Below are 26,458 nucleotides of genomic sequence, written 5' to 3'. Positions count from 1 at the left end.
ATCCGCCTTCACTGCCGCATAGGCAGCTCAGAAACTCAAAATGAGCAATGACCTCTTCGTCAGTCATCTTCACTGCCGCATAGGCAGCTCAGAAATCGTTCTGATGTGACCAGTATCGGGCATCGGGCTTCACTGCCGCATAGGCAGCTCAGAAAAGCCGGGTAAAGTTCAGCTTCGGTGGGGTGGTCTTCACTGCCGCATAGGCAGCTCAGAAACGCACGCTGGCCGAGAAATTAGAACCAGTGCACTTCACTGCCGCATAGGCAGCTCAGAAAATGAGTCGTATTCCTCAATCACAGAAACAGGGCTTCACTGCCGCATAGGCAGCTCAGAAATCGTCGTAATACATGCGTTCCACTTCCCGCATCTTCACTGCCGCATAGGCAGCTCAGAAAAAGGTGAAACTATGAAGCGCGAAAACGGAACCCTTCACTGCCGCATAGGCAGCTCAGAAAAGAAACGTCAACAGTGGCGCTAGCCTGATTGCCTTCACTGCCGCATAGGCAGCTCAGAAAGCTGAAGAAAACGGTTCCAGTTTCTCCGGCAACTTCACTGCCGCATAGGCAGCTCAGAAATTACACCGGAATGGCTTCACGAATGGCCATGTCTTCACTGCCGCATAGGCAGCTCAGAAATGCAAAAACTGATCGGCCTGGTCAATTCACTGCTTCACTGCCGCATAGGCAGCTCAGAAACGGCCGACCCTCTGGCCGCTCAGGTTCGTTCTCTTCACTGCCGCATAGGCAGCTCAGAAAAATGGGAACGATACTTTCTAATGAACCTGGACCTTCACTGCCGCATAGGCAGCTCAGAAAAGCACCACGGCGATGAATACGGTAATCGCCAGCTTCACTGCCACTTATGCAATCAGTCATCCCGCTTTGACTCGCCTTTTTCAGGGCACAAAAAAACCGGGGTCACCCCCGGTAGCTTGGAGCCTTACGCCGCCGTCCTGGCAGGTAAGCAAGGAGGAAGGTCAGGATGGCTAGCATCCTCACCACCCAGGCAGGGGTCACCCTGCCAAGGTTCAGTTAGGCGGCAAGCCGCCCGCAAGGTTAGACCCGTAGGCCACCGTCCATTTCAATTATCCGGCCAGTGAAGTAGTCATTCTCAATAATGTATTGGGCGCTATGGGCCAGTTCATCCTGGTCGCCCAAACGGCCAGCGGGAATGGCTTGCTTCATCCGTTCGATGGCTTCGGGTTTCATCTGTGCGGTCATGTCGGTGGCAATCACCCCAGGGGCGATGCCAGCTACGCGGATGCCGTGACGGGCCAGTTCCCGTGCCCAGGTCACTACCATGGTGGCAACCGCCGCTTTGGAGGCGGAGTAGTTGCTCTGCCCCATGTTGCCCGCGCGGGAGACGGAGGAAATATTGATAATCACCCCACCCTTACCCTGGGTGGCCATGATGGCAGCGGCTTCACGACCACAGAGGAAGCTCCCCACCAGGTTGACGTTGATCACGCTGGTAAACTGCTCATAGGACATTTTGTCCAACAACTGACCGTCTTTGACTTTGATCAGCATGCCGTCACGCATTAAACCGGCGTTATTGATCAGCCCGTTGAGCTGGCCAAAGTCGGACTTGATCTGGGCAAAGGTCTGTTCGACCTGAGCTTCTTCGCTGATGTTGCACACATAGGCACGCGCTTGCACACCCAGAGCTTCACATTCCGCAACGGTAGCCTGCAGACGCTCGGGGTTGAGGTCGATCAGGGCGACATGGCCGCCTTGACGGGCAAAGCGCATGGCCATGGCACGGCCCAGGCCTTGGGCACCACCGGTAATCGCGAATACAGAGTCTTTGATTTGCATAGCAGTTTCCATTATTCAAGCGCCCGCTGAAGGGCGCACGGGTATTATCGACGCACTCCGCCTTGGGCCATGAGCTCGGTAATTTCCGGCAGAATGCTTTCATCATCAATGGTTGAGGGCGTGGAGTAGGGCTCCGCATCGGCTATTTTGCGCAGGATCGCCCGCAAAATCTTGCCGGAGCGTGTCTTGGGTAAGCGGGGCACCACGATCGCCTTCTGGAAGCAGGCCAGCGCGCCGATATCTTTGCGCACCTTGGCCACCAGCTCCGCTTGCAGCGCAGCCTCGTCAATCTCAGCATCGGCTTTGAGTACCACCAGCCCCACCGGCACATGCCCTTTCAGCTCGTCCGCCACGGCAATCACCGCGCACTCTGCCACGGCAGGATGGGCAGAGACACACTCTTCCATTTCCCCGGTGGAAAGACGATGGCCCGATACGTTAATCACATCATCGGTTCGCCCGGTGATATAGACATAGCCATCGGCATCTTTATAGCCACCATCACCGGTATGGTAGTAACCATTAAAACGGCTGAGGTAGGAGTCAACGTAGCGCTGGGGATTATTCCAGACGGTCTGGGTCACCCCTGGGGGCAGGGGCAGCTTGACGACAATGTAGCCTGCCTCGTCAGCCCCCAGGCGATTGCCCTGACTATCCAGCACCTGTACATCAAAGCCGGGCACCGGCACGCAGGTGGAGCCCAAACGAGCAGGCATGGGATCAACCCCCATCAGCGGTGCGGTAACGGGCCAACCGGTTTCGGTTTGCCACCAATGGTCCACCACCGGCACCTGCAGGCGCTCGGATAACCATTGATAGGTGGAAGAATCGAGTTTCTCCCCTGCCACAAACATAAAGCGCAGGCTGGAGGTGTCATATTGTTTGAGCAGTTCCCCTTCCGGATCCTCTTTGCGAATGGCACGGAAGGCGGTGGGGGCGGCAAACATACCGTTTACCTTGTATTCACTGATCACCCGCCAGAAGGTGCCGGCATCCGGTGTGCGTACCGGTTTGCCTTCAAAGAAGATAGCGGAGCAACCGCCCATCAAAGGGCCATACACAATAAAGGAGTGCCCCACGACCCAGCCAATGTCGGAGGCCCCCCACCATACATCCCCAGGCTGCATGCCGTAGATATTCTGCAGAGCAAAGCGCAGTGCCACCGCATGGCCACCGTTGTCCCGCACCACGCCCTTGGGCAGGCCAGTGGTGCCGGAGGTATAGAGAATATACAGAGGATCATTGGCGCGTACCGGCACAGGAGTCACCTTGGCGGTTTCCAGCCCTTGCTGGCACTGGTACCAGTCCAGGTCACGGCCCGCTTGTAAGCTGGCCTTAACCTGTGGCCGCTGTAGCACGATCACCTTTTGTGGTTTGTGTTGGGCCAGTTCGATGGCCTCATCCACCAGGGGTTTGTATTCAATAACTTTTGTGAATTCAATCCCGCAGGAGGCGGTCAACACCAGTTTGGGGCTGGCATCGTTAATGCGTATCGCCAGTTCATTCGGGGCAAAACCACCAAACACCACGGAGTGAATCGCACCTAAGCGGGCACAAGCCAACATCGCCACGGCGGCCTCTGGCACCATGGGCATGTAAATGACGACCCGATCTCCCTTCTCAATCCCCTGGCTTTGCAGAGCGGCAGCAAAACGCTGCACCCGCGCCAACAGCTGGTTATAGCTGATGGCTTCTTTTGCACCGGTAACCGGAGAATCGTAATAGAGGGCGACCTGTTCGCCGCGTCCTTGTTCGATTTGGTAATCCAGCGCCAGGTAGCAGGTGTTCAGTTCACCATCCTCATACCAGCGATGGCTGCCATTACTTTCCTGCCGTAAAATCTGGCTAGGCGGGGTAAACCATTTGATCAATCCGGCCTGCTCGGCCCAGAAGGCTTCGGGGTTATCCACCGAGGCTTGATAGAGGCTTTGGTAGTTCATCGTTTTGACCTTGTTATTGTTATGGGGTCAGGGCCAGCAATAGCCGGCCCTGGTGTCTTCACAGATTAGGGCTTAAGACTGCTTGAAGAACTGGTAAATGCTGGAGAAGTCCAACTTACCCTGCCCCTGCTTGGCATGCAGACTAAAGAGATTACGCGCCAGTGAACCCATCGGCGTGCTGGACTGGCTCTTGATGCTGGTTTCCAGCGCCAGCCCCAGGTCTTTCACCATCAGATCGACCATAAAGCCACCCTGGTAGTCACGGCTGGCGGGCACATTTTCCATCACCCCAGGAACGGGGTTGTACAGTTCCAGCGCCCAGTTACGGCCAGAGCTTTTCAGCATGATGTCCGACAGCACTTTGGGATCAAGACCATTTTTGATGCCCAGGTTCAGCGCTTCTGCCGTACCGGCCATCAGGATACCAAGCATCATGTTGTTACATACTTTGGCAATCTGCCCTGCCCCAACATCACCGGCATGGAAAATATTCTTCCCCATGCATTCCAGCAGCGGCTTGGCGCGGTTGAAGGCCTCTTCCGGGCCGCCAACAATAAAGGTCAGGGTGCCAGCGGCGGCCCCTGCGGTGCCACCGGAAACAGGGGCATCAATAAAGGTCACCCCGAATTCGGTCGCTTTGGCCGCAACCTGTTGCGCGGTGGCCGCATCAATGGTGCTGGAATCGATCACCAGGGTGCCGGGGGTCATCTTGCTAAACAGCTTGTCGCGGCTAACAAATAGCCCTTCCACATGCACACCGGCAGGCAGCATGGACACCACCACCTCTGCCCCCACGACAGCAGACTCTGCCGAACCCGCCGCCTGGCCACCGACTTCCACCACTTTGGCCATGGCATCGGCGGAGAGGTCAAATACCCGCACCTCATGCCCGGCCTTGACCAGGTTGACCGCCATTGGGCCACCCATATTACCCAGTCCGATAAAACCTACTTTTGCCATGATGAAACTCCTTTGTACTTATTCTGTTCATCCGTCGGTTAGCCGACGAGGTCCCTGCGCCTTATAGCTGGGCCAGGGGGTGATTGTCTGCTTGCCAGGGGCTAACGAAGTAGCTGGCGATAAAGGCCGGATCGACCTCTGCCACGGTGGCAAAACGCCATTTAGGCTGGTTGTCTTTTTCAATCAGCAGGGCACGCACGCCTTCGCGGAACTCGCCCTTGCCACAGCAGTTGACCGACAGGGCCAGCTCCTGCTGGAAGGTTTCCTTCAATGACCAATGACGACCCCGCTCAAGCTGCGCTTTGATCAATACCGCTGAGCTGGGGCTACCATGCTGGGCACCCTTGATGGCTTTTTGCAGCCAGGGATCATCCGTTTGCAGTTGATCCAGACCCCGGCGAATATCCGCTACCTCAACGTGGTCCATCAGCTGATTAATCAGATCGTAATGCTCACGCACAGGTGAGGCAGGCAACAGCGCCTGGCTTTGCTGCTCAAACTGGCGCAGCACCGTATTAACCTGGTGCTGATCCGCATTGGTCTCGCCCTGCCATTTGGCATCGGCCAGGGCTGCCAGCACGGCGGCTTTATGCTCCTGGGCGATAAAACGATCCGCCAAGCCTAAAAACAGCGCATCGCTGGCATTAATGGAGCAGGAGGTCAGCCCCATAAACAGGCCCGTGCGTCCGGGCATACGGTTCAGGAACCAGGTCCCCCCCACGTCGGGGTAAAGACCGATGCTGATTTCCGGCATGGCAATGCGGGACTTTTCCGTGACCACACGGAAATTCGCCCCGGCCATCAAGCCCAGTCCGCCCCCCATGACAATGCCATGGCCCCAGCAAATCAAAGGTTTGCGATAGGTATGAATCAGGTAATCGACCTGATATTCCTGGGTAAAGAAGCGCTCGGCATAGGGATTAGCCTGCTCACCGTGCTCTTGCATCGACTCATAGAGGCGCACGATATTGCCACCGGCACAGAAGGCTTTCTCCCCGGTGCCTTCCAGCCACACGGCGGCAATTCGTGGATCGTCCTGCCACTTGGGCAGTTGCTCCGCCAGCAGTTCGATCATCTCCAAGCTCAAGGCATTCAGTGATTTTTCTGCATTCAGGCGCGCTACCCCTAGGGCATACCCCCCCTGCAGAGGCACTTCGGTAAAGACGACTGGGCTATCGCTCATCGCTGGCTCTCCTTAGCGGTTTTTCCACTCGGGCTTACGCTTCTGCAGGAAGGCATTGACCCCTTCTTGCTGGTCTTCGGTATCGAACAGGTCAAGGAAGAGCTCACGCTCCATCCGCAATGCCTCATTGTGGCTACCCTGGCGAGTGTGCTGAACCAGTACCTTACAGGCCGCCACCGCTTTAGGACTTTGGGCGCCAACTTTCTCCGCCAGGGCCAGGGCTACCTCACGGGACTGACCATTGGCCACCACTTCTTCAACCAGACCAATTTCCAGTGCTTTACCGGCATTCACCCGCTCGCCACAGAGAATCATGCGCTTGGCCCAACCTTCGCCGACCAGGCGGGTCAGGTTCTGGGTGCCACCCGCGCAGGGCAACAGGCCAACACTGGCCTCCGGCAGAGCCATGGTGGCTTTTTCTTCGGCAATGCGAATATCACAGGCCAGGGCCACTTCCAAACCGCCACCCATTGACCAGCCGTTAATCGCCGCAATGGAAACACCACGGAAGCCGCTCAGGGTTTCAAAGGCTTCACCAAACAGGCGTGCCATGGTGTAGGCCCGCTCTTTATTGCCATCGGCAAAGAGGTTGAGGTCCGCACCGGCACTGAAAAACTTGTCACTGTCACTGACCAATACCAGGGCATAGATGGAGTCGTCCTGGTTAAGCTCGGTCACGGTCGTGATGAGTGCCTGCAGGCCTTCCTGGGTCCAGGTGTTGGCCGGAGGGTTATTCATAGTGATCAGGGCCACATGGCCGCGCTTTTCAACAATCAGTTTATCGCTCATCAGACTAACTCCGCTGCCCCTTCCATTAATACGCGCCGGGCGATGATCACCCGCATGATTTCGTTGGTGCCTTCCAGGATTTGATGTACCCGGTTATCCCGTACGTGACGCTCCATCGGGTACTCCTTGATGTAGCCGTAGCCACCAAAGATTTGCAGGGCTTCATTACAAACATTAAAGCCCACATCCGTGGCAAAACGCTTGGCCATGGCGCAGTAGGTGGTGGCGTCGCTATGGCCTTCATCCAACTTGAAGGCGGCCAGGCGCACCATTTGCCGTGCGGCGACCAGTTCAGTCGCCATGTCGGCGATTTTGAATTGCAAGGCCTGGAATTGCCCCAGCTCCTTACCAAACTGTTTACGCTCGTGCATATACTGCACGGCCTCATTAATCGCTTGCTGGGCGGTACCGACGGAACAGGTGGCGATGTTGATGCGCCCCCCATCCAGCCCTTTCATGGCGAACTTAAAGCCTTCCCCTTCACTACCGAGCAGGTATTGGGCAGGCACGCGCACCTCTTCAAAGGTAATTAAGCGCGTTGGCTGACTGTTCCAGCCCATTTTGTCTTCTTTACGACCATAGATGATGCCGGGCAGATTGGCCGGCACCAGGAAGGCAGAGATCCCCTTGGGGCCTTCGCCGCCGGTGCGCGCCATCACCACCAAGACATCGGTCGAGCCGGCACCGGAGATAAACATCTTGGAACCATTAAGCACATAGTCATCACCCTCTTTACGGGCGCTGGTACGCAAGGAGGCAGCATCAGAGCCAGCCCCAGGCTCAGTCAGGCAATAGGAGCCCAGTTTTTGCCCCACCGCCAGCTCAGGTACCCACTCTTCTGCCACCTCAGGCTTGGCAAAGCTGGCGATCATCCAGGTGACCATGTTGTGAATGGTGATATAGGCCGTGGTCGAGGTGCAGCCCATGGCTAACTGTTCGAATACCAGGCTGGCATCCAAGCGTGACAAGCCCATGCCGCCGTAAGCTTCAGGGGTGTAGAGGCCACAAAAGCCCATTTCGCCTGCCTGACGTATCACCTCAACCGGAAAGGTTTGTTGCAGATCCCACTCGGCAGCGTGAGGAGCCATTTCCGCCATTGCGAACTGTCTGGCCGCGTCCACAAAGGCTTGCTGGTCATCGGTTAAGTTAAAGTCCATAGCGCTTCTCGACTGATTTTTTATGTTGTACCCGCTTATGCTGCGAGCTCACGCCCATCCCTGGGCACCTTTTCCTGACTGCGGGTTAACGCAGGTTGATAGTCATATTGACGCCACCCGCGGGGATGTCAGAGTCAAACCAACGGGCGGTAATGGTTTTGGTTTCGGTATAGAAACGTACCGCTTGCTTGCCATAAGCATGCTGATCGCCGTAGAAGGAGCCCTTCCAACCGGTGAAGGAGAAGAAAGGCAGGGGCACAGGGATAGGAATGTTGATGCCCACCTGACCGACTTCGATCTCATGCTGGAATTTACGCGCCGCAGCACCGCTGGCAGTGAAGATGGAGGTGCCGTTGCCATAGGGGCTGGCATTGATTAAGCCAATGGCTTCTTCCAACGAATCCGCCTCAACACAGGACAAAACCGGGCCAAAGATTTCTTCTTTGTAAATGGTCATCTCAGGCTTGACCTTGGTGAACAGGGTGGGGCCTACCCAGTTACCGTTCGGGTAACCTTCTACCTGGCAGTTAGAGCCATCCAGCAGGCACTCGGCGCCTTCCTGTTTGCCCTGTTCAATCAGGCTGAGAATACGCGCCTTGGCCTGGGGGCTAATCTGCGGGCCATAACCGGCGGAGGCATCATTCCAGGCGCCAGGACGTACACCGGCCATGGCTTCTTTCAGTTCAGGAATCCACTCTTTCGCAGCGCCGACAAAGACCGCCACGGAAATCGCCATGCAACGCTGACCTGCCGCACCAACGGAAGCGCCCACCAGGTTATTGATGACTTGCTGCTTGTTGGCATCAGGCATGATCACCATGTGGTTCTTCGCACCCGCGAAGGACTGCACCCGCTTCATGTGATCGGTACCGGTCTTATAGACGTGCTGACCTACTGCTACTGAGCCAACAAAGGAAATGGCTTTGATTTCAGGGTGAGTCAACAGGGTGTTAACCTGATCCTTGCCACCGTGCACTACCTGCAACACGCCCTTGGGCGCACCGGCCTCAACAAACAGCTCAGCCAAACGGGTGGGGGTCAGGGGGTCCTGCTCGGAGGGTTTGAGAATAAAGGTGTTACCGCAGGCAATCGCCATCGGGAACATCCACAGCGGAATCATCGCCGGGAAGTTAAAGGGGGTGATCCCTACGCATACCCCCAGCGGCTGAATATAGGAATAGGTGTCGATGGCACGGGCCACGTTTTCAACGGTTTCACCCATCATCAAAGAGGGAACGTTGGCCGCCTGTTCGACGACTTCAATCCCGCGCCAGACATCGCCTTTGGCATCTTCAAAGGTTTTACCCGTCTCTTTGGCCAGGATCTCAGCAATCTCTTCCTGATGCTCTTTCAGCAAGGCCTGGTAGCGCATCATTAAGCGGGCACGCTCAGATACAGGCACTTCCTTCCAAGTTTTGAAAGCTTCTTTGGCGCTAGCAATCGCCGCTTCCATTTCATCGGCGGTGGCGCAGGGCACTTCGCAGATCACGTCCTGGGTGGCGGGGTCAGTCACAGGAATCCATTGCTCAGAACGGCTCTGGCAGAATTCGCCATTGATAAATAAAGGCACTTGCTGAGTCATAACTTCACCTATTTGTTGTTGTTCGGTGCCAGCCTTTCGCTGACCTCTTGAGCCGATTAAAGCATGCCCGAGGCTCGGCTTGGATTGATCAAATTGCCTTAATGATGGACTATATTGTCATTTCCGCCAGCCATTTAGCCTAAGGTATAAGTCATGAGCAGACCCTCAGACTGGCCCCTTCCCCCTCACTCGGTACGGGTGGTCTTGCCCGCGCCCTTGGTGGACACCCTGAGTAGTGATCCCCTCACCCGAGGGCTCTATCCATTGAGCCTAGGCCACTATCAACAGGCCCAGGGGCATCAGATGCAGCGCCAGCGTCACGATGACTACCTGCTGATCTACTGCACCCAGGGTGCCGGCTGGCTGGAATTAGGCGGCCAGCGCCGACGCATTCAGGCGGGGGATCTGGTCCTGCTCCCCAAGGGGGTGCGCCACAGCTATCAGGCCTGCCAACAACAACCCTGGAGCATTTACTGGACTCACTTTGATGGCCATATGAGCCCGCTCTTTCTTGAGCAGATGGGCTTTAGTGGTGATCACTACCTGCTGCGCCTGGGGCTGCACCCCAAACTAATCCAGGATTTCGATACCCTGCTGCAAGTGCGACAAACCGGCTTCCACCGCTTGGCCTTTATCCACGCCTCCAATCTGCTTAAGCAGATGCTGAGTTATATCGCGTTACTGCAACATCAGCTGCGCCTGGCGGAACAGCCCAGCCTGGATCTGGCCCAGGTGCACGCTTTAATGCTGGAGAAGGTGCATGAACAGCTAGATCTCGACACCCTGGCAGCCAGCGTGGGGCTATCTAAATTTCACTTTTTGAAGAAGTACCGCGAATTGACCGGCACCACTCCCATCAAACACTTTATTCATTTGAAGATTGAGCGAGCCTGTTACCTGATGGATATCAGCCAACACCCCATCAATGAAATCAGTCAGGCGCTGGGGTACGAAGATGCCTATTACTTTTCCCGCTTATTTAAGAAGGTGATGGGCATGGCCCCCAGCGCCTATCGCAAACTAACCCATGGCTAGGGTCTAGGAGGCGCACCTCCTAGACAAAATTGCCAGAACTGCTCATTAATCAACCAACTCAATAGCAACAGCGGTAGCTTCCCCGCCGCCAATACAAAGCGCCGCTACACCGCGCTTTTTACCCTGCTGGCGTAAGGCATTGATCAGGGTAACCAGAATGCGTGAACCGGTTGAGCCTATGGGATGGCCCTGGGCACAGGCACCGCCATAAATATTGACCTTGGCCGGATCCAGCCCCAGCTCACGTACCGCTACCATGGTGACGACGGCAAAGGCTTCGTTGATTTCAAACAGATCAACCTCTTCCTTACTCCAGCCTATTTTTTTCAGCAGCTTTTCGATCGCACCAATCGGTGCCAGGGTGAACTCTGCGGGTAACTGAGCATGGGTGCTATGCCCAACAATACGAGCCTGCGCACTCAAACCTTGCGCCTTTGCTGCTGACTCACTCATCAGCACCAATGCAGAGGCACCATCGGAAATCGAACTGGAGTTGGCCGCCGTAACACTGCCATCTTTGGCAAAAGCAGGCTTAAGGGTACGGATTTTTTCCAGATTGGCCTTAAGAGGCTGCTCATCCTCCTCTACCTGCACTTCACCCTGACGGGTATTGATGCTCACCGGCACAATCTCTGCTTTGAGCACGCCCGTTTTAATCGCTTGCTGGGCACGGGTGAGGGATTCGATGGCAAAATCATCCATCTGCTCGCGAGTGAAGCCAAATTTATCCGCGGTTTGCTGGGCAAATACCCCCATCAATCCGCCTTCATAGGCGTCTTCCAGGCCATCAAAGAACATGGAATCAATCACTTGCTGATGTCCCATGCGCATCCCCGCCCGCGCCTTGGGCAGCAGGTAGGGTGCATTGCTCATCGACTCCATTCCCCCTGCTACCATCAGGGTCGCCTCACCGGCTTTAATTTGATCAGCGGCCATCATCACCGCCTTCATGCCGGAACCACACATTTTATTAATGGTGGTGCAGCCTACCGCATCCGGAATACCCGCCGCGCGGGAAGCCTGACGTGCAGGTGCCTGGCCAAGGCCGGCCGGCAATACGCAGCCCATGATCACTTCGTCTACTTGCTGTCCTTGCACACCCGCACGCTGCAATGCAGCAGCAATGGCCACACTGCCCAGTTGCGGGGTCGTCAGGCTACTCAGGCTGCCTTGAAAACCACCCATAGGAGTACGGGCGCCTGCCAAAATAACAACAGATTCAGTCGTCATAGGATTTCCTCCGTATCAATGGCGCCAAATTAGCACAAAATAACCTTTACGCAAACGTCAACTTTACCCTTGCGAACCCGATCAGAACAGCCCTACGACTAAGGGATGACACGACTTTCACACTTCTTTACAGCACAAACTGCTTTACCCTGGCAAGCTTGTTCCTGGCTGACTCAAACTGCAGATATAGCCTGAACCCGCTTAGCAAGTTGTACTGGCGAAAAGATGTTGAACTCCCACTTACTTCGTTTTTTACTCAGCCTGTTGCTATGCTGGCCCCTGCTCGGTTTCGCCCACCACCCTGCTGACACCCGCATCACCTTTATCAACCCCGGCCATCGTGAGAAGGGCTTCTGGAAAGATGTGAGCGACACCATGCAAGCCGCGGCCGAACAACTAGGCTTTGCTTTGACCATTCATTCTAGCAACCGCGAATGGCCCACCATGCTGGAACATGCCAACCGCGTCATTCAAGCGAATGAACCACCGGACATTCTAATTTTAGTCAATGAGCATCAGCAGGCTGCCGAACTGGTCGCCGCCGCCAATCAACGTGGCATTAAAACCTTTCTACTCCTGAATAATTTAACTGCGGAACAAATCCAGATGGTGGGAGAGGCACGCCAACAGCTTCCCCATTGGCTGGGCAGCCTCACGCCCGATAACCGCCGAGCGGGATACGAGATGGCCCACTCACTGCTGGCAAACCTGCCCCCCCATCAAAGCAAACACCCCCTCGCCTTACTGAGCCTGGCTGGCGACTATTTAACCCCTGCCTCGCTACAACGTTTAGAGGGATTGGATGATGCCATTGGTCATCATCCGGACTTAGTTGAACAACGACGTTTAACCGCCCAGTGGTCTTTCGAGCAGGCCTACAACCTGACCCGTCTTTGGCTGATCGACAAACAACCTCTTGGTGCCATTTGGGCCGCCAATGACGATATTGCGCTGGGAGCGATCAAGGCCTTGGAAGAAGCCGACATTCAACCAGGCAAGCAAGTCAAAGTGTGCGGGCTAAACTGGTCCCGCCCTGCACTGGAAGCGGTACAGCAAGGTAAAATGACACTTACCCATGGTGGCCACTTTCTCGCCGGCGGGTGGAGCATGGTTTTACTCTATGACTATCTACATGGAGCTGACTTTGCTACCCCCTCTCCCCACCAAGGCTTTGCTATGACCGCCATTGACCAGGACAACGTCGGCGACTTTTTAGCCACCTTTGCTGAGCGCGATTGGCAGAAGATTAGTTTCAGTCGCTTTAGCCGCGCGCTGCATCCAGAGATCAGCCATTACGACTTCAGCCTGCCCAAGCTGTTGGCCGCTGCCCGACGTTAAAGACGATGCCTCCTAGCATGCGCACCCTGCTTAGTTCCAATCTGGCTTTACGCCAGACTCGCATGACCTTGCTAATCGCGGTATTGCTTGGCGTAGTTATGGCGCTTGGCCAGATCAGCCTCGATTTAAACTATCAGCGTCAACGACAGGATAAGGAGTTATACAACCTCACCGTTGGGGCCAGCTCCTCTGCTAGCCAAGCACTCTGGACGCTAAACGAGCCTCTCGCCCAAGCCGTTATAGAGGGAGTGGTCAGCCACCCTTTAATCAGCAGCGCTTACCTCAGCACACACAATGGCTTAGTGTTGAATCAACAGCAGGAGCTACCGCTTTACCAGCAGTGGCCCCAGTGGATGCCCTACCTGCTCGGTGAGCCTTATCGGCTAGACATCCCCCTCTATTCACCAATGAAAGCCGAACAGGTCATTGGCCAACTCAGTCTGCTGGTCGACCCCTATCTCGCTACTAAAGAGCTCAGCATCCGCATTCTGACCCTTGTGGTCATGAGCCTGCTCAAGGCCATGCTATTAGCAATCGCTTTATTGGCGTTGTTTTTTCATACTGGCACCCGCCCCCTGCTACAGCATATTCGCTGGTTACACCGCCTTGACCCGGAGCACCCGGAGCACTGGCATCAACCTGCCCCCCAGTACCCCCATCAAGATGAAATCCAAAGCCTTGCCAAGGTGACAGAGTCTTTGTTGCGTAAAGCCCAGCACCACTTTCATCTACGTCAGCAAGCACAGCAGAACCTGCTGCAACTCAATCAAGTACTGGAACAGCGGGTGCAAGAGCGCACCCAGGCACTGGAGCAGGCACTGCGGCAGATGGAAAAGCTAGCCACGGTCGATGAACTCACAGGAGTGTTTAATCGCCGTGCTTTTTTACAGCGTGCAGAACAACGTTATGCGGAATGGCAACGTTACCAGCACCCCTTTGCCTTTCTGATGCTGGATATTGATTACTTCAAAAGAATTAACGACACCTATGGCCACCCGGAAGGAGACCGCGCTCTGCAGCAAATTAGCCAAATGCTGCAACAGCGACTGCGTAAAGAGGACGTACTGGGACGTTTAGGGGGAGAAGAATTTGGTATCTTGCTTGGCCATAACAACGCTCAGCAGGCACTACAAGCGGCGCAACAACTCTGCCACTACCTGCATCAACATCCCTTACAACTCAGCTCAGGTCCTTACCCTATCAGCCTCAGCATTGGTGTTGCCTCTAGCCAAGAGCAACATAATGATTTTGAGAGCATGCAACAGGCGGCCGATCGGGCACTTTATCAAGCCAAACAACAGGGGCGGAATCAGGCTGTCTTAGCGATGACCGCCGAGCACTAATCCTAGCGACGCTAGGCAGTGGTTACATTAGATAGCGTATTTATATAGCGGCCATTTTCCCTTCCATATCTTCCTAGAGCGTCAATCCAAAATAACGTAAACGTCAACTCTTGGTATTTCCGCCTGTCGCCCCCAGGCTTCGACCAAGGTACAAAGCGATCATCACAGTTAGCACTTTACGTTTACGTAAACTTGGTTTAATTTTGCCTGAAAAAGCATGGGCATCGGTATGAACAAAAGCACTTGGAATATCAGCGAGCTCTCTAAAGAGTTCGACGTGACCACCCGCAGCATCCGTTTTTATGAAGATCAAGGCTTGCTCAGTCCTCTTAGACGCGGCCAAACCCGCATCTACTCTAAGCAAGACCGTGTTCGCCTCAAGCTGATCCTGCGTGGTAAGCGTCTGGGCTTCTCCCTGGCGGAAATCCGTGAGCTTTTCGATCTATACGATGCCTCCAGCAGCAACAATGACAAACAGCTCAAAGCCATGGTTCTCAAGGTGCATGAGCGTCTTAATGATCTCGAACAACAGCTCCAGGATTTACGCATTGTGCAAACCGAACTACGCAATGCCGGTGCACGCTGCCTGGAGTCCATGAGTCCTGGCGGCCGCGAGCGGGTGATTGAAGAATTAGGCATCACTTACGCCGATCAAGCCAACTCCGAAGCCGATGAACAAGAATAAACGAGGATAAACCGATGATCTCCACCTACACCAGTTTGAATTTCGGCCTTGGCGAAACCATCGACATGCTCCGCGAGCAGGTCAACGCCTTTGCCCGGGATGAAATTGCGCCCCGCGCTGCCGCCATTGACGAAAGCAACCAGTTTCCAAATGAACTCTGGCGCAAGTTTGGTGACCTGGGTGTGCTGGGCATTACCGTGGCAGAAGAGTACGGTGGCGCCAATATGGGTTATCTGGCCCATGTGGTGGCCATGGAAGAGATCAGCCGTGCCTCCGCCTCCGTTGGCCTGTCATACGGCGCCCACTCCAACCTCTGTGTCAACCAAATCCACAAAAACGGTAATGAAGAACAAAAGCGCAAGTACCTGCCCAAGCTGGTGAGCGGTGAATATATCGGCGCCCTGGCCATGAGCGAGCCCAACGCCGGTTCGGATGTGGTCAGCATGAAGCTGCGGGCAGAGCGCAAAGGTGACAAGTTTATTCTCAATGGCAACAAGATGTGGATCACCAACGGCCCTGATGCCCACGTCTATGTGATCTATGCCAAGACCGACATCAACGCAGGCTCCAAGGGCATTACTGCCTTTATTGTTGAGCGCGACTTCCCTGGTTTCTCCCGTGCGCAAAAACTCGACAAGCTTGGCATGCGCGGCTCCAACACCTGCGAACTGGTGTTTGAAGACTGTGAAGTGCCGGTTGAGAACGTGCTCGGTGAAATCAACCGTGGCGTTAAAGTGCTGATGAGTGGCCTCGACTACGAACGCGCCGTACTGGCGGCTGGCCCCCTGGGCATCATGCAGGCCTGTATGGATGTGGTCGTGCCCTATATTCACGACCGCCAGCAATTTGGCCAGTCAATTGGTGAGTTCCAGTTGGTACAAGGAAAAATCGCCGATATGTACAGCACGCTGAATGCTTGCCGTGCCTATGTGTATGCCGTAGCGCAAGCCTGTGATCGGGGTGAAACCACCCGTAAAGATGCCGCCGGCGCCATTCTTTACGCCGCGGAAAAAGCCACCCAGGTTGCCCTGGATGCGATCCAGTTATTAGGGGGCAATGGCTACATCAACGAATACCCCACCGGTCGCCTGCTGCGCGATGCCAAGTTGTATGAAATCGGTGCAGGCACCTCGGAAATTCGCCGGATGTTGATTGGTCGCGAATTGTTTAACGAGTCCAAATAATGCTAATCGGCAACCCCCAAGGGGTTGCCAAGCAGATCGAATAACCTGCTGATGCGCTCAGGCAAGCCTGCCCGGCGCATCACTCAGCCACGGAGGCACTGGCCTCCCCAAGGATTTGCTGATGGCGATTCTGTCTTCCAAAGTCAATCCACGTGCCCAGGAATTCCTGGCCAATGCCGAGGCCATGCAGGCCCTGGTTGATGATCTATATGAGCAGATCGAGCGCATCAAGCTCGGTGGCGGCCACGCCAACCAGGAACGCCACCTGTCACGTGGCAAGCTCCTCCCCCGTGATCGTATCGACCATCTGTTGGATGATGGCTCTCCCTTTTTAGAGCTCAGCCAATTGGCGGGACATGGCGTCTATGAAGAAGACGTCCCAGCTGCTGGCCTGATCTGCGGCATTGGTCGCGTCAGTGGGGTTGAGTGCATGATTATTGCCAACGATGCCACCGTCAAAGGCGGCACCTACTACCCACTGACGGTGAAAAAACACCTGCGCGCCCAGGCCATTGCCGAACAAAACCACCTACCCTGCATTTATTTAGTAGATTCAGGTGGTGCCAACCTGCCTCAGCAGGATGAAGTTTTCCCCGATAAAGAGCACTTTGGCCGCATCTTCTTTAATCAGGCGAATATGTCCGCCAAGGGCATCCCACAAATTGCCGTGGTCATGGGGCTCTGCACCGCCGGCGGCGCCTATGTGCCCGCCATGGCGGACGAATCCATTATCGTCCGCAATCAGGGCACCATCTTCCTCGCTGGCCCCCCTCTGGTGCGGGCTGCCACCGGTGAGGTGGTCAGTGCCGAAGAGCTGGGGGGTGCGGATGTACACTGCAAAATCTCCGGGGTCGCAGACCATTACGCGCAGAATGATGAACATGCTCTGCAGCTGGCACGTCAGTGCGTATCCCGCCTAAACAAACGCAAACCCCTGAACCTGGATGTGCAGCCGGTTAAAGCGCCGCTTTATGATGCCAACGAACTGTACGGCATTGTCGGCACCGACCTGCGCAAACCCTTCGATGTGCGTGAAGTCATTGCCCGCATCGTCGACGGCTCCGAGTTTGATGAGTTCAAACAATACTACGGCGCCACCCTGGTCACCGGCTTTGCCCGCCTCTATGGCTATCCAGTTGGCATCGTCGCCAATAATGGGATCTTGTTCAGTGAGTCGGCGCAAAAAGGCGCCCATTTCATCGAACTCTGTGCCCAGCGCAAGATCCCGCTGCTGTTCCTGCAGAACATTACCGGCTTTATGGTGGGTAAAAAATACGAAGCCGAAGGGATTGCCAAGCACGGAGCAAAGATGGTGACGGCGGTCTCCTGCGCCAAGGTACCCAAACTGACTCTGATCATTGGCGGCAGTTATGGTGCCGGTAACTACGGCATGTGCGGCCGTGCCTTTGACCCTAACTTCCTGTGGATGTGGCCCAACAGCCGTATCTCAGTAATGGGAGGCGAACAGGCCGCTGGCGTACTGGCCCAAGTTCGCCGCGACAACATGGAGAAGATGGGACAAAAGTGGCCCGCTGATGCCGAAGCCAAGTTCAAAGCCCCCATCATTGAACAATACGAACGTCAGGGGCATCCCTACTATGCCAGTGCCCGCCTATGGGATGACGGCATCATCGACCCGGCACAAAGCCGTGAAGTGCTGGGCCTGGCTCTCTCCGCTGCCTTGAATAAACCCATTGAAGAGACCCGCTTCGGCGTGTTCCGCATGTAAGGAGGCCAGCATGAGTGACTTTTTACTGCAACAACTCGACTCCCGCGGCGTCCTGACTCTGACCCTTAACCGGCCGGAAAAACGCAACGCCTTTGATGATGCCTTGATTGCCGAGCTGATTCTGGCGCTGGAAACCGCCGCCGAAAACCAAGCAGTGCGGTTGGTGGTACTCACCTCTAGCGGCGACCACTTCAGTGCCGGAGCGGACCTGAACTGGATGAAACGGATGGCCAGTTACAGTCACGCGCAAAACCTGGCAGATGCCAAAGAACTGGCACGGCTGATGGACACCCTTTACCACCTACCTAAACCCACTCTGGGTCTGGTCAAGGGGGCAGCCTATGGTGGTGCAGTAGGTCTGGCGGCCTGCTGTGACCTGGTCTTAGCAGCGGATAATGCCAGCTTCTGTCTGAGCGAGGTCAAAATCGGCCTGATCCCAGCGGTTATCTCACCCTACGTAATCAAAGCGATGGGCGAACGTCAGGCACGACGCTACTTCCTCACCGCCGAAGTGATCAATGCAACCCAAGCCGTGCAATTAGGCCTGGCGCATCAGTTGGTCGCCCTGGAAGAACTGCCACACTATAGCGAGCAGATGATCCAGCAATTACTTAACAACAGCCCGGCAGCCTTGACGGCGGCCAAGGCACTGATTTATGCCGTCAGCGGCCAGCCCCTTAGTACCGAGCTGAACGCTGATACCAGTGCCCGTATTGCCGATATCCGCGTCTCTGCCGAAGGTCAGGAAGGACTCAATGCCTTTCTGGAAAAACGTCTACCAGCCTGGCGCCAGGGGTAAGTCATGTTTAACAAGATTCTGATTGCCAACCGCGGTGAGATTGCCTGCCGGGTAATGCGTACTGCGAAAAGCCTGGGGATTGCCACCGTTGCAGTCTACTCCGAAGCAGATGCCGAAGCCGCCCATGTCATCATGGCGGACGAAGCCTTCTATCTCGGCGAAGCCCCCAGCAAAGACTCCTATCTGCGCGGCGACCGCATTATTGATATCGCCGAGCGCTGCGGTGCCGAGGCGATTCATCCGGGTTATGGCTTCCTGTCGGAAAATGCCGCCTTTGCCCGAGCCTGTGAAAAAGCTGGTATTGCCTTCATCGGCCCACCCGCCACCGCTATTGATGCCATGGGCTCCAAGAGCGCGGCCAAAACCATTATGGAAGCGGCCGGTGTCCCCCTGGTACCCGGTTACCATGGCGCCGACCAATCCCCTGCTTTGCTGCGTAAAGAAGCTGAACGCATTGGTTTTCCAGTGTTGCTCAAAGCTGTCGCAGGTGGCGGTGGTAAAGGCATGCGGGTGGTTTGGAGCGCCAAAGAGTTTGATGAAGCCCTACAAGCCGCACAGCGTGAAGGCAAAAGCGCCTTTGGCAACGGTGACGTGCTCGTCGAGAAATACCTGACCAAACCACGCCACGTTGAAATTCAAGTCTTTGCCGATAGCCAGGGCAACTGCGTCTACCTGGCTGAGCGGGACTGCTCCATTCAGCGCCGCCACCAGAAAGTGCTGGAAGAAGCCCCTGCCCCTGGCATGACCCCCGAACTGCGTACCGCTATGGGTGAGGCCGCTGTCAAAGCAGCCGAAGCCATCGGCTATGTGGGTGCAGGCACCGTCGAGTTTCTGCTAGATGAAGACGGCTCCTTCTACTTCATGGAAATGAATACCCGCTTGCAGGTAGAGCATCCCGTTACCGAAATGATCACCGGCCAGGATCTGGTTAAATGGCAGTTGCTGGTTGCCTGTGGTCAGCCGCTCCCCCTCAAGCAGGAACAAATTAAAATCCATGGTCATGCCATGGAAGTGCGCATCTATGCAGAAGATCCCGATAACGACTTTCTGCCCGCCACTGGCAAACTGACCTATCTGCGCATTCCCGATGCCAGCAATAACGTCCGTATTGATACCGGCGTACGGGAAAATGACGTCGTCAGCGTCTATTACGATCCCATGATTGCCAAGCTGATCGTGTGGGATGAAAACCGTGACCGCGCCATTCAGCGCTTACAGCGGGCACTAGCGGACTACCGCATTGATGGCGTCAAGACTAACCTGAAATTCCTGACCCGCCTGGCCGAACACAGTGGCTTTGCCAAAGCGGATTTGGATACGGGCTTTATCGAACGCTATCGCGCCGACCTGTTACCCAATCAACAGCAGGAAGACGAACAAGCCCTGGCGCTAGCCGCGCTCTACTCCGTGCTGTCTGGCCAACAGAAGCGCCAGCGCCACGCCGCCGAGAGTGATGATCCAAACTCACCCTGGCATGCCTACTCCGCCTGGCGCCTCAATGCCCGGGCGCGCCACCAGCTACAACTAGCCTGTCGGGGCAAAACCTATCATGCCCATATGAGCCAGAAAGTGGGTTACTACCTGCTTGAAGTGGAAGATGGCCCGGCACGCAAAGTGATGGGGGTACTGGAAGGTGACCAGCTGCGCGCCACCCTGGATGGTCACAGCTTTAACGTTAATGTGGCCCATCGCTTCAGTGATGAAGGCGAGTGGCTGACGCTGTTCAACGGCTTCTTCAGCACCGAAGTCCTCTGTCAGCCCCAGTATCTGCACGGAGCTGACCATCATGAACAAGAAGCCAGCCTGACCGCGCCAATGAACGGTACCGTGGTTGCTCTGCTGTGCCAAACCGGCCAGGAAGTCGAGCCCGGCACCGGCCTGATCGTCATTGAGGCGATGAAGATGGAGCACACCTTACGCGCCCCTGCCCGTGGCGTAGTAAAAGAGTTCTACTTCGAGCCTGGCGATCTGGTCAGTGAGGGGATTGAACTACTGGAGTTTGTGCCTGCAGGGGATGCCGATGCGGAGGAAGCCCCATGAGCCTGCCAACACGGGTTCGCCTTGTTGAAGTCAGCCCGCGTGATGGGCTGCAAAACGAGGCCACCCCGGTCAGCACTGAAACCAAACTGGCGTTGATCGACTGGTTGGCAGATGCTGGCCTGAACTACATTGAGGCTGGCAGCTTTGTCTCCCCTAAATGGGTGCCACAGATGGCCGACTCGGCAGAGGTGTTCCAACGCCTACAGCGTCGCCCTGGCATTACCTACGCCGCCCTCACCCCCAACCTGCAAGGCTGGGAAGCAGCACTCAAGGCTGGGGTAGAGGAAGTAGCCGTCTTTGGCGCCGCCTCTGAAAGCTTCACCCGCAAGAACATCAACTGCAGTGTGGCGGAGAGCCTGGCTCGTTTTGAGCCGCTTCTCGCTGCCGCGCAGCAGGCGGGAGTGCGGGTACGCGGCTACGTTTCCACCGTGGTGGGCTGTCCCTATGAAGGGGACATTGCCCCCGCCAAGGTGGCTGAAGTGGCCAAAGCGCTGTACCAGATGGGCTGCTATGAAATTTCCCTCGGTGACACCATCGGCGTCGGCACACCACTGAAAGTGAAGCGGATGCTGGAGGCGGTCGCCAAAGAAGTGCCCATCGACAAGCTAGCCGCCCACTTCCACGATACCTATGGTCAGGCACTGGCCAACCTCTATGCCGTGTTAGAAGAAGGTATCGCAGTGATTGATGCTTCCGTTGCCGGCCTAGGAGGCTGCCCTTACGCCAAGGGTGCCTCTGGCAATGTCGCCACCGAAGAGGTGGTGTACCTGCTGCATGGGCTGGGGATTGAAACAGGGGTGGATCTGCAACGTCTGGCGGAAGCTGGCCGCTTTATCAGCGAACAACTGGGCCGCCCCAGCCGCTCCAAGGTAGGCACCGCCCTACTGGCCAAATAAGGCGATTGATAGCAAGGGGGCCCCTCGGCTCCCTTGATATCTGCGCCGCTAGCAAACACAGGCAGAGGTAAACCCTGGTTAACAGAAGGAGGAGGACGGTGATGAACGCTCCGCTCTGGCAACCCTGCCCTGACCGACTCACCGCCACCCAGATGTGGCAGTTTCTCCAGCATATCAATCAACAGCAGCAGCTTGAGCTGCAAGACTATGCTGACCTCTATCAATGGTCTATCCAGCACCCCGTCACCTTTTGGAGCCAGTTCTGGCACTGGGCAGGGGTACGGGGCACACCGGGTTCACGCCCGCTGATTAACGCGGACAACCTGCCTCAGGCCCGTTGGTTTGTCGATGGCACACTGAACTTTACTGATAACCTGCTCCATCATCGGGATGAACGCACGGCGCTGATTTTCCGTAATGAACGGGGGGAACGTCAGGCACTCAGTTATGAGGCCCTCTATGAACAAGTGGCCAGTCTGGCCCTGGCACTGAAATGCCAGGGCATTCAGCCTGGGGACAGAATCGCTGCGCTGTTGCCAAACTGCATCGAAACCGTGGTGGCGATGCTTGCCAGCGCCAGTGTCGGTGCCATCTGGAGCAGCTGTTCACCTGACTTTGGTGCCGCTGGGGTGCTGGATCGTTTCGCCCAGATTGCACCCCTCCTACTCTTTGCCAGTGATGGCAGCCACTACAACGGCAAAGCACTGCCTATTCTGGATAAGGTCGCTGCTATTAGTGCCCAATTAAGTAGTCTGGAGCGTGTTATCATCATTCCCCGCCTGCAGGAGCGCCCGCCGCTGGATGGCTTAGACTCACGCGCCTGCCTGTGGGAGGACTTCTTAAGCCCTGGTGCACTGCACCTGGATACCCCGGCGTTTGCCTTCAACCACCCGCTTTATATTCTCTATTCCTCCGGCACCACCGGGGTGCCCAAATGTATCCTGCATGGTGCGGGTGGCACCCTGTTACAACACCTGAAAGAACATCGCCTGCACCTGGATCTCAAGCGCGATGATGTCTTCTTTTACTACAGTACCTGCGGCTGGATGATGTGGAACTGGCTGGTATCCGGTTTAGCCAGTGGCGCCACCCTGGTGCTCTATGATGGCTCCCCCCTCTACCCACACCCCGGCAGTCTCTGGGACATGGCCGATGAGGAACGTATCAGCATCTTCGGCTGCAGTGCCAAATACCTGGCCCATCTTGCAAAGGCAGGGATCAAACCCGCCACCAGTCACCACCTGGGGGCATTGCGGATGCTGCTCTCCACCGGTTCGCCGCTCACCCATGAGTCCTATGATTACGTCTATCGGGATATCAAAGCCGATCTGTGTTTGAGTTCGATCTCCGGCGGCACCGATATCATCTCCTGCTTTGCCTTGGGTAACCCCATCCTGCCGGTCTGGCGTGGTCAGCTGCAGTGCCGTGGACTCGGGATGGCGGTGGCCATCTGGGACGAGCAAGGACATCCGCTGGAGCAGGGCAAAGGCGAGCTGGTCTGTACCCATCCCTTCCCCAGTATGCCGTTGGGATTTTGGGGCGATGAAGATGGCCAACGCTTTCAGGAGGCCTACTTCAGCCGATTTGCTAACGTCTGGACCCACGGCGACTATGCGGAGTTAACCGCAACAGGTGGCATGATCATCCATGGCCGCTCCGATGCGCTACTCAACCCTGGTGGCGTACGCATTGGCACCGCGGAGATTTATCGCCAGGTTGAGCAAATAGAGGAAGTCATGGAATCCCTGGCGATTAGCCAGGACTGGCAAGATGATGTGCGTATTCTACTCTTTGTGGTGCTACAGCCTGGACTCAGCCTGGATGACGCCCTGCGTGAGCGCATTCGGCAGCAGATTCGTCAGCACACCAGCCCTCGTCACGTACCAGCCAAAATAATTCAGGTTGCCGAGCTACCCCGCACCCGCAGTGGCAAGCTGGTGGAATTAGCGGTACGTCGCGTTGTGCATGGGCAGGATGTACCCAATTTGGAAGCCCTGGCCAACCCCCAGGCACTGGAAGCTTTTCGCAACCTTCCCGAGTTACAACACTAACGACTAACGCTCCTGCGCTGAAACCATAAGGATGACCATGAGCAGCCCGCAACTTAGCCAACACTACCAGCAGCATCTCGCCCTGGAGGCCATTTTAGACTGGGCCAGGCAGCGCCCTAACCTGGGCCTCACTGATCTGGCGCCGGTCGATCAGCTCCACCTGGGGGGACGCAGCGCCACCCAGGCCCTGGCCAGTAAGGTACAGTTGGATGCCAACCATCGCTTGCTGGATTTAGGCTGTGGTCTGGGCGGTAGCAGCCGCCTGTTGGCCGATCACTTTGGCTGCCAGGTCACTGGATTGGATTACAATCCTCAATTCGTGCGCCTGGCCACCCAGCTCAGCCACCTGTTCCCGGCGCTGGCAAAACAATTGCAGTTTAACTGCGGCGATGCCCAGTCGCTGCCCTATGCCGATGCCAGCTTTGATGTGATCTGGTGCCAGCATGTCTTGGCTAATATTCCCGCACGCCAGCAGGCCTTGGCGGAAATGCGCCGGGTGCTAAAACCCGGCGGCATCCTGGTACTGCATGAATTAGTCCAGGGCGAGAACCACAGTGCGCTGCTGTTGCCAGTACCCTGGTCATCCCACGCTGAAACTTCTCACTTAATGGTGGCAACGGAGCTGCAGGATGAACTCCAAACCCTGGGCATGCAGCAAGACCACTGGCAAGATGTCACCAGCGAGGCATTAAGCTGGCGTAAGCGGGCCCAGGATCAAAGCCAGGGAGCGCAGCTTTCCCCCTCCTGGGTATTAGGGCCGGACTTCGCCAGCATGGGTGCCAACCTGCGCGCTAACCTGGAGGCAGACCGGGTCAGAGTCATAGAGGCCATCTATATTCACGCCTAGCAACACACCAATATGGGCACGCGCACTCGTTGTCTAAGACCACAGCAGCCAATCAATCAACAGGCTAGGCTTTGGCTAAGTGTCTGATTTGTACTATATTTGCATGGCCGCCCAGGCGGCCTTAACTTTCTGTGAGTGATTTAGCCCATCATGTTGAACAAACTCTTTGGACTTAATTCCGTCCTCTCCCCTCAACAGCTGAGTCTACCCACTCAATCCCTGCCCGCTGTCCGCCCACAACCGATGCCGGTGGAAGCAGAGCGCCCGTCCACCGTGGTTAAGATTTCCAAAGCCGCCTATGAGGCCCTGGCTCAGGAGCAACAGCAGCACAGTGGTGCAACCCAGGCCATCCAGCAAAATGATGCACTGCAACCCACACAGCAAGGTTTTCAACTCAAGCCTTTACCGGCTTATCTATTCCAGGTAGCGGATGAATAACGCTCACCTCAGTCTGCAGTGGCTGGCTGTCAGCACCCTTTGCCTGTTTTTTTTGATTTCCCCTGCCCTGGCAGTGCCCGTCAGTTGTCCCCCAGCACAAAGCATCACCCTGGCTGAAGTCGCCGCCATGGACTATGTCGCCTATAGCGGCAAAACCTCCCGCTCTTACACCACCTTGTTTCGCCCCACCAAAATCCAGAAAACCCACCGCTCCGGCGCCCGTGAACTGGTCAGCTATGTGAAATGGCGTGACTACCATTACAGCATCTACGTGGAAATCGGCCCCAACTGCCAATCCGTTGTGACCAAACGGAGCCATGCCCGTCCCTGATACTGGCATGTAGTACCCCCTTACTACCCCGCTCCCTGCTCAACTCGCTAGAGTAACCAACGCTTGGCCTGCAAACGCAGGCACCTACCAAACAGAGGAGCTGGACATGGCTAACAACAAAAAAATTCTGATCATCTGTGGTGACTTTGTCGAAGATTATGAGCTGATGGTGCCCTTTCAAGCGCTGCAGGCCATGGGCTACAGCGTCGATGCGGTCTGCCCGGACAAGGCCGCTGGGGAGACAATCAAAACCGCGATTCATGATTTTGAAGGCGACCAGACTTATACGGAAAAACCAGGGCACAATTTTAGCCTCAATGCCAGCTTTGCCAGCATTCAGGTCGCAGACTACGATGCCCTGTTGATTCCCGGTGGTCGTGCGCCTGAGTATCTGCGCATGAATGAAAGTGTGCTGGAGATGGTGCGGCACTTCGTCAACACCAATAAACCCATTGCTGCTATTTGCCACGGCGCCCAGTTGCTGGCCCCAGTGGGTTGTTTAGCTGGCAAACAGGTTTCCGCCTATCCTGCCTGCGCTGCGGAAGTGCGCCTGGCCGGCGGAGAGTACGCCAATATTGAAGTCACAGATGCCATTACCGATGGTAACTTGGTGACAGCACCCGCCTGGCCCGCCCACCCTGAGTGGTTGCGTCAATTCCACCAGCTGTTGCAACAATAACGCAGTTTGAGGGTGCCCCTGGCGCCCTCTTCCCCTTTTTAAACAGAAAGTCGCATAGACCTTGCCGGTTGACAGTTCTATTAAGCTACTCAAACTTATTGGAGCGCTCCCAACAGGGACACCGAAGGGACAACCTATGTGTGATATCTATGCCAGCACTGACCCCAGCCTCTATCAACCCGTTGCCCGCTCGATTCGTCTGGAGGGACAGGTCACCAGTATTCGCTTGGAGCAGCATTTCTGGCACTTGCTCGATCAGCTCGCCCAGGCGGAAGGGCTCTCCACCCCACAGTTTATTGGCACCCTCTACCAAGAGGTGTTACAACGCCGCGGCGAAATCCCTAATTTCACCTCGTTGTTACGGGTGATCTGCGCCCAGGCCCTTAGCCGCCAGATAAGTTAGCC

22 protein-coding genes, 1 pseudogene and 1 CRISPR repeat array are annotated in these 26,458 nt (G+C 56.0%); of the genes and pseudogenes, 15 read left to right on the top strand and 8 right to left on the bottom strand.

Annotation, left to right across the window (positions count from 1 at the left end; all coding sequences use genetic code 11):
• Positions 1-6 precede the first annotated feature (6 nt).
• A CRISPR array of direct repeats spans positions 7-815; the repeat unit is 28 nt; unit sequence CTTCACTGCCGCATAGGCAGCTCAGAAA.
• Positions 816-1,055: 240 nt separating this feature from the next.
• From Q334_RS0110125 to Q334_RS0110095, 7 genes and pseudogenes are all read right to left on the bottom strand, one after another.
• Positions 1,056-1,817: an SDR family oxidoreductase gene (locus tag Q334_RS0110125; RefSeq protein WP_027313106.1), complete on the bottom strand. Its 762-nt coding sequence runs from the start codon at positions 1,815-1,817 to the stop codon at positions 1,056-1,058.
• Between the two features lie 44 nt (positions 1,818-1,861).
• Positions 1,862-3,763 (bottom strand): annotated as a pseudogene (locus Q334_RS0110120) (propionyl-CoA synthetase); the annotation flags it as partial.
• A 66-nt stretch (positions 3,764-3,829) separates the two neighbouring features.
• Positions 3,830-4,717, bottom strand: coding sequence for a 3-hydroxyisobutyrate dehydrogenase (gene mmsB, locus Q334_RS0110115; RefSeq protein ID WP_027313104.1), 888 nt, complete (start codon positions 4,715-4,717; stop codon positions 3,830-3,832).
• A gap of 61 nt (positions 4,718-4,778) precedes the next feature.
• Positions 4,779-5,900 (bottom strand): enoyl-CoA hydratase/isomerase family protein, encoded by a 1,122-nt coding sequence (locus Q334_RS18740; RefSeq protein ID WP_035461308.1) that lies wholly within the window; start codon positions 5,898-5,900, stop codon positions 4,779-4,781.
• A gap of 12 nt (positions 5,901-5,912) precedes the next feature.
• On the bottom strand, positions 5,913-6,689 hold the full coding sequence (locus Q334_RS0110105; RefSeq protein ID WP_027313103.1) for an enoyl-CoA hydratase: 777 nt from the start codon (positions 6,687-6,689) through the stop codon (positions 5,913-5,915).
• Positions 6,689-7,846: an acyl-CoA dehydrogenase family protein gene (locus tag Q334_RS0110100; RefSeq protein ID WP_027313102.1), complete on the bottom strand. Its 1,158-nt coding sequence runs from the start codon at positions 7,844-7,846 to the stop codon at positions 6,689-6,691. The genes Q334_RS0110105 and Q334_RS0110100 overlap by 1 nt, the downstream gene beginning before the upstream one ends.
• A gap of 85 nt (positions 7,847-7,931) precedes the next feature.
• Positions 7,932-9,428 carry a CoA-acylating methylmalonate-semialdehyde dehydrogenase gene (locus Q334_RS0110095; protein ID WP_027313101.1) on the bottom strand — a complete coding sequence of 499 codons (1,497 nt, stop codon included), beginning with the start codon at positions 9,426-9,428 and terminating at the stop codon, positions 7,932-7,934.
• A 153-nt stretch (positions 9,429-9,581) separates the two neighbouring features.
• Between Q334_RS0110095 and Q334_RS0110090 the strand changes: the two genes are divergently transcribed.
• The gene (locus Q334_RS0110090; RefSeq protein ID WP_027313100.1) at positions 9,582-10,463 is read left to right on the top strand and encodes an AraC family transcriptional regulator; all 882 of its coding nucleotides are present in this window, start codon (positions 9,582-9,584) and stop codon (positions 10,461-10,463) included.
• A gap of 45 nt (positions 10,464-10,508) precedes the next feature.
• Here Q334_RS0110090 and Q334_RS0110085 read toward each other — a convergent pair whose 3' ends face one another.
• A complete protein-coding gene (locus tag Q334_RS0110085; protein WP_027313099.1) occupies positions 10,509-11,693 on the bottom strand; it encodes an acetyl-CoA C-acyltransferase in 1,185 nt (394 codons plus the stop codon).
• A 225-nt stretch (positions 11,694-11,918) separates the two neighbouring features.
• Here Q334_RS0110085 and Q334_RS18735 point away from each other — a divergent pair, with 225 nt between their 5' ends.
• The 14 genes from Q334_RS18735 to Q334_RS0110015 all read left to right on the top strand — a co-directional run bounded on the left by Q334_RS18735 (position 11,919) and on the right by Q334_RS0110015 (position 26,456).
• The gene (locus Q334_RS18735) at positions 11,919-13,031 is read left to right on the top strand and encodes an ABC transporter substrate-binding protein (RefSeq protein WP_035461306.1); all 1,113 of its coding nucleotides are present in this window, start codon (positions 11,919-11,921) and stop codon (positions 13,029-13,031) included.
• Positions 13,032-13,048: 17 nt separating this feature from the next.
• Positions 13,049-14,374, top strand: a complete 1,326-nt coding sequence (locus tag Q334_RS20020) for a GGDEF domain-containing protein (protein WP_051527702.1) — start codon at positions 13,049-13,051, stop codon at positions 14,372-14,374.
• A 229-nt stretch (positions 14,375-14,603) separates the two neighbouring features.
• Positions 14,604-15,059, top strand: coding sequence for a MerR family transcriptional regulator (locus Q334_RS18725; protein WP_051527701.1), 456 nt, complete (start codon positions 14,604-14,606; stop codon positions 15,057-15,059).
• 14 nt (positions 15,060-15,073) lie between these two features.
• Positions 15,074-16,243: an isovaleryl-CoA dehydrogenase gene (locus Q334_RS0110065; RefSeq protein WP_027313098.1), complete on the top strand. Its 1,170-nt coding sequence runs from the start codon at positions 15,074-15,076 to the stop codon at positions 16,241-16,243.
• Between the two features lie 121 nt (positions 16,244-16,364).
• Positions 16,365-17,972 (top strand): carboxyl transferase domain-containing protein, encoded by a 1,608-nt coding sequence (locus Q334_RS0110060; protein ID WP_027313097.1) that lies wholly within the window; start codon positions 16,365-16,367, stop codon positions 17,970-17,972.
• 10 nt (positions 17,973-17,982) lie between these two features.
• Positions 17,983-18,771 carry an enoyl-CoA hydratase/isomerase family protein gene (locus Q334_RS0110055; protein ID WP_027313096.1) on the top strand — a complete coding sequence of 263 codons (789 nt, stop codon included), beginning with the start codon at positions 17,983-17,985 and terminating at the stop codon, positions 18,769-18,771.
• A 3-nt stretch (positions 18,772-18,774) separates the two neighbouring features.
• Positions 18,775-20,811: an acetyl-CoA carboxylase biotin carboxylase subunit gene (gene accC / locus Q334_RS0110050; RefSeq protein ID WP_027313095.1), complete on the top strand. Its 2,037-nt coding sequence runs from the start codon at positions 18,775-18,777 to the stop codon at positions 20,809-20,811.
• Positions 20,808-21,707, top strand: a complete 900-nt coding sequence (locus Q334_RS0110045; protein ID WP_027313094.1) for a hydroxymethylglutaryl-CoA lyase — start codon at positions 20,808-20,810, stop codon at positions 21,705-21,707. The genes accC and Q334_RS0110045 overlap by 4 nt, the downstream gene beginning before the upstream one ends.
• Before the next feature lie 101 nt (positions 21,708-21,808).
• Positions 21,809-23,758, top strand: a complete 1,950-nt coding sequence (locus Q334_RS0110040; RefSeq protein ID WP_027313093.1) for an acetoacetate--CoA ligase — start codon at positions 21,809-21,811, stop codon at positions 23,756-23,758.
• Positions 23,759-23,795: 37 nt separating this feature from the next.
• Positions 23,796-24,605, top strand: a complete 810-nt coding sequence (locus Q334_RS0110035; RefSeq protein ID WP_051527700.1) for a class I SAM-dependent methyltransferase — start codon at positions 23,796-23,798, stop codon at positions 24,603-24,605.
• Positions 24,606-24,755: 150 nt separating this feature from the next.
• Positions 24,756-25,043: a hypothetical protein gene (locus Q334_RS0110030; RefSeq protein ID WP_027313091.1), complete on the top strand. Its 288-nt coding sequence runs from the start codon at positions 24,756-24,758 to the stop codon at positions 25,041-25,043.
• Positions 25,036-25,374, top strand: a complete 339-nt coding sequence (locus Q334_RS0110025) for a hypothetical protein (RefSeq protein WP_027313090.1) — start codon at positions 25,036-25,038, stop codon at positions 25,372-25,374. Before Q334_RS0110030 ends, Q334_RS0110025 begins: the two co-directional genes overlap by 8 nt.
• 106 nt (positions 25,375-25,480) lie before the next feature.
• Entirely contained in the window at positions 25,481-26,053 is a 573-nt protein-coding gene (locus Q334_RS0110020) for a DJ-1/PfpI family protein (protein WP_035461304.1), read from the top strand.
• Between the two features lie 136 nt (positions 26,054-26,189).
• Positions 26,190-26,456, top strand: a complete 267-nt coding sequence (locus Q334_RS0110015) for a ribbon-helix-helix domain-containing protein (protein ID WP_027313088.1) — start codon at positions 26,190-26,192, stop codon at positions 26,454-26,456.
• The last annotated feature ends 2 nt before the right edge of the window (positions 26,457-26,458 follow it).

Source organism: Balneatrix alpica DSM 16621, assembly GCF_000619885.1.
In the GTDB taxonomy this organism is placed as follows: Bacteria; Pseudomonadota; Gammaproteobacteria; order Pseudomonadales; family Balneatricaceae; genus Balneatrix; species Balneatrix alpica.
This window is presented reverse-complemented; position numbering and strand designations above follow the sequence as displayed.

What these genes read in the sequence shown, in the direction of transcription:
- Q334_RS0110125 (WP_027313106.1), bottom strand. Translation starts at nt 1,817, where the DNA reads ATGCAAATCAAAGACTCTGTATTCGCGATTACCGGTGGTGCCCAAGGC.
- mmsB (WP_027313104.1), bottom strand. Translation starts at nt 4,717, where the DNA reads ATGGCAAAAGTAGGTTTTATCGGACTGGGTAATATGGGTGGCCCAATG.
- Q334_RS18740 (WP_035461308.1), bottom strand. Translation starts at nt 5,900, where the DNA reads ATGAGCGATAGCCCAGTCGTCTTTACCGAAGTGCCTCTGCAGGGGGGG.
- Q334_RS0110105 (WP_027313103.1), bottom strand. Translation starts at nt 6,689, where the DNA reads ATGAGCGATAAACTGATTGTTGAAAAGCGCGGCCATGTGGCCCTGATC.
- Q334_RS0110100 (WP_027313102.1), bottom strand. Translation starts at nt 7,846, where the DNA reads ATGGACTTTAACTTAACCGATGACCAGCAAGCCTTTGTGGACGCGGCC.
- Q334_RS0110095 (WP_027313101.1), bottom strand. Translation starts at nt 9,428, where the DNA reads ATGACTCAGCAAGTGCCTTTATTTATCAATGGCGAATTCTGCCAGAGC.
- Q334_RS0110090 (WP_027313100.1), top strand. Translation starts at nt 9,582, where the DNA reads ATGAGCAGACCCTCAGACTGGCCCCTTCCCCCTCACTCGGTACGGGTG.
- Q334_RS0110085 (WP_027313099.1), bottom strand. Translation starts at nt 11,693, where the DNA reads ATGACGACTGAATCTGTTGTTATTTTGGCAGGCGCCCGTACTCCTATG.
- Q334_RS18735 (WP_035461306.1), top strand. Translation starts at nt 11,919, where the DNA reads ATGTTGAACTCCCACTTACTTCGTTTTTTACTCAGCCTGTTGCTATGC.
- Q334_RS20020 (WP_051527702.1), top strand. Translation starts at nt 13,049, where the DNA reads ATGCGCACCCTGCTTAGTTCCAATCTGGCTTTACGCCAGACTCGCATG.
- Q334_RS18725 (WP_051527701.1), top strand. Translation starts at nt 14,604, where the DNA reads ATGAACAAAAGCACTTGGAATATCAGCGAGCTCTCTAAAGAGTTCGAC.
- Q334_RS0110065 (WP_027313098.1), top strand. Translation starts at nt 15,074, where the DNA reads ATGATCTCCACCTACACCAGTTTGAATTTCGGCCTTGGCGAAACCATC.
- Q334_RS0110060 (WP_027313097.1), top strand. Translation starts at nt 16,365, where the DNA reads ATGGCGATTCTGTCTTCCAAAGTCAATCCACGTGCCCAGGAATTCCTG.
- Q334_RS0110055 (WP_027313096.1), top strand. Translation starts at nt 17,983, where the DNA reads ATGAGTGACTTTTTACTGCAACAACTCGACTCCCGCGGCGTCCTGACT.
- accC (WP_027313095.1), top strand. Translation starts at nt 18,775, where the DNA reads ATGTTTAACAAGATTCTGATTGCCAACCGCGGTGAGATTGCCTGCCGG.
- Q334_RS0110045 (WP_027313094.1), top strand. Translation starts at nt 20,808, where the DNA reads ATGAGCCTGCCAACACGGGTTCGCCTTGTTGAAGTCAGCCCGCGTGAT.
- Q334_RS0110040 (WP_027313093.1), top strand. Translation starts at nt 21,809, where the DNA reads ATGAACGCTCCGCTCTGGCAACCCTGCCCTGACCGACTCACCGCCACC.
- Q334_RS0110035 (WP_051527700.1), top strand. Translation starts at nt 23,796, where the DNA reads ATGAGCAGCCCGCAACTTAGCCAACACTACCAGCAGCATCTCGCCCTG.
- Q334_RS0110030 (WP_027313091.1), top strand. Translation starts at nt 24,756, where the DNA reads ATGTTGAACAAACTCTTTGGACTTAATTCCGTCCTCTCCCCTCAACAG.
- Q334_RS0110025 (WP_027313090.1), top strand. Translation starts at nt 25,036, where the DNA reads ATGAATAACGCTCACCTCAGTCTGCAGTGGCTGGCTGTCAGCACCCTT.
- Q334_RS0110020 (WP_035461304.1), top strand. Translation starts at nt 25,481, where the DNA reads ATGGCTAACAACAAAAAAATTCTGATCATCTGTGGTGACTTTGTCGAA.
- Q334_RS0110015 (WP_027313088.1), top strand. Translation starts at nt 26,190, where the DNA reads ATGTGTGATATCTATGCCAGCACTGACCCCAGCCTCTATCAACCCGTT.